The organism is Erwinia sp., from assembly GCF_049696395.1.
GTDB lineage: Bacteria > Pseudomonadota > Gammaproteobacteria > Enterobacterales > Enterobacteriaceae > Erwinia.
In genome coordinates this window covers 1-2626 of record NZ_JBAVTT010000153.1, presented here as the reverse complement: position 1 = coordinate 2626, position 2626 = coordinate 1, and the positions used below count along the sequence as shown (strand labels likewise).

Below are 2626 nucleotides of genomic sequence, written 5' to 3'. Positions count from 1 at the left end.
ACGCAAGGCCGCTCCTACACAAGGCCGTTGCTACAGGGACGCCTGGGTTACAACAGCGACAGGGGGTAGTTGAAGATCAACCGGTTCTCATCGAACTCGTTGTTGCTGTAATCCCGGCGAATACTCGAGTTACGCCACTTCACACTCAAGTCCTTGAACGCCCCGCTCTGGATCACATAGGCCAGCTCCGTCTCGCGCACCCATTCCTTGCCATCGGTAACCGCCCCTGTGTGCACATCCTGCCCGCTGATGTAGCGGTTCATCAATGTCAGCCCAGGCACCCCGACGGTGACGAAGTTGAAGTCGTGCCGCACCTGCCACGACCGCTCATTGGCGTTATCGAAGCTTGAGTTGTAGCTGTCGTTGGCCAGCGTTCCGCCGCTGGTGCCGTTGACCCGCATCCAGGTATCGCCATCGACCTTCTGCAGGCCGACCCAGAAGGTGTTGCCGCCGTACTTGGCCGAGAACATCCCCGAATAGGTCTTGTTGTCCAGCTGCCCGGCACGTTCGGAGCCGTCTTCATCGCCATGGAAGTAGCCCAGGTTGGCACCCAGGGTCCAGTCACCCACTGGCTGGCTGTGGCTCAACTGCAGGTACTGCTGCTGGTAGACGTCCTTGAGCACTGCATTCCATAGACCGACCAGCGTGCGGTCCTGGTTGAACTTGTATTCGCCGCAGACGAAGTTGAAGCGGTCCGAAAGCCCACCGCCGTAGCTCATGTCCTCCATGCTCGCGTCGTTGCGCGGGCTGTTGCCACGGAACTGCCCGCCATACAGCGTCAGCCCGGCGATCTCGTTGGAGGTGACCTGCCCCCCGCGGAACGTCTGCGGCAGCGAACGGCCATCGTCGGAACGCAGAATCGGCAGCACCGGCATCCATTCCCCGATCTTCAGCTCGGTCTTCGAGATGCGCGCCTTGCCTGCCACCGCCAGCCGCCCGTAATCATCGGCCGGCTGCCCATCGTCGTGGCGCGGCAGCAGCGCGGTGCCGTAGGTGCCGCCACCGCCATCGAGCTTGACCGACCACAGCCCCAGCACATCCACACCGAACCCCACCGGCCCCTCGGTGAACCCCGAGCGGGCATCGAGGATGAAGCTCTGCGTCCATTCCTCGGCCTTGCTTTGCGGGTTGCTGGGGTTGGTGAAGTTGCGGTTGATGTAGAAGTTGCGCAGGCCGAGCGTGGCCTTGGAGTCTTCGATGAAGCCCGCCGCCACGCTGGTGCCCGGCAGGCTCCCGAGCATGCCGGCGCCCAGCAGGGCAAAGGGTAGGGTTTGGCAGATTTTCATTATTGTTGTGCTCCACAAAAGGGTGTGGCAGCCCGTCCACCGGGCACGCGCAAGCGGCCTGCGGCGAGGGCGGGTGGGTAACGGACCGGTCAGGGCCTAGGGGGTGAAAACGGGACAGGCGAGCGGCGAGGGTAGTGCGCGAGGTGTGTCGACATGGGATCTTCCACTGATTGTTGTTTTTGTTATGCGTTGTCGTACAACTTGAGCGATTTTTAGCAAGTGGGGAGGGGGATGTCAACGCTTTGTGGTGCGATGGTTTTGTGGAGGTACTATGACTTGGGGTTTGGTGCGGGTTCTCGACGGGGATCGCGATAGGCATACACCGTGAGCCCAAAACGGCATCCGAAGGCGGCAGCAGCCAGCCCCTATTTCACCCGCGCAAACACCTTCGCCAGCGCCTCTACCGCTACCCGCATCTCGGCTGGCGTCTGCGCCGCGAACCCCATCAACAGGCCGGTATCATTGCGCGGCGTCGCATACAAACTGCCGAGCCCCAGCAGATCAATCCCTACCGCGCGCGCCGCCTTGACCACCGCCTCTTCAGGCAAACCCTGCACGAAATGGCAGGGCATCTGCAGCCCGCCGGCCGGGATGCACGGCGCTAGAAACGCCCCCAGATGCTTGTGCACGAGTTCAGCCAGCACGTCCCGTCTCTCGGCATACAGCGCCCGCATGGCCCGCACATGAGCCGTGTAATGCCCGCCCTCCATGAACCTTGCCAAGGTCAGTTGCGCAATGGACGCGTTATGCCCGTCCTGCAGCGTACGTGCGCTGGTCATCGGGGCGACGAGCGAGGGGGGCAACAGCAGGTAGCCGATACGCAGGCCGGCAAACAGCGACTTGGTGAAGGTACCGATGTAGAGCGTGCGGTCATGCGCGTCCAGGCCCTGCACACAGGCAGTCGGCCGGCCTTCGTAGTGGAACTCGCTGTCGTAGTCGTCTTCGATGATCCAGGCTCGCTGCTGCCGGGCCCATTCGATCGCCTGCAGGCGCCTGTCCAGCGACAAGGTCGCGCCGGTGGGGTATTGGTGGGAGGGCGTAAGAAAAACCGCCCTGGCATTGACGGCCAGCCGCGCCATGTCCTCTACCCGCATGCCGTTTTCATCCACCGGCACGGGCACGCCTGCCAGGCCTGCGGCGGCGATGGCTTTGCGGGTGCCTTGGTAGAGCGGGTCTTCGACCAGCACCTGATCGCCGGCATCCATGAGCACTTGGGCGCACAGGCCAAGTGCCTGCTGCGAGCTGGTGAGGATCAGCACCCGATCGGCAGTCGCCTGAGCCCCCCGTTCGAGGTTGAGGTAGTCAGCGATCGCGCTGCGCAGCGCAGGCATGCCTTGTGG

The 2626-nt window shown here is 63.2% G+C and carries 2 protein-coding genes; both read right to left on the bottom strand.

The window, feature by feature from the left end; all coding sequences use genetic code 11:
• Positions 1-47: 47 nt before the first annotated feature.
• A complete protein-coding gene (locus WCC56_RS18590; RefSeq protein ID WP_424693806.1) occupies positions 48-1286 on the bottom strand; it encodes an OprD family porin in 1239 nt (412 codons plus the stop codon).
• Positions 1287-1651: 365 nt separating this feature from the next.
• On the bottom strand, positions 1652-2626 hold a 975-nt coding region (locus tag WCC56_RS18585), incomplete at its 5' end, for a PLP-dependent aminotransferase family protein (protein WP_424693805.1).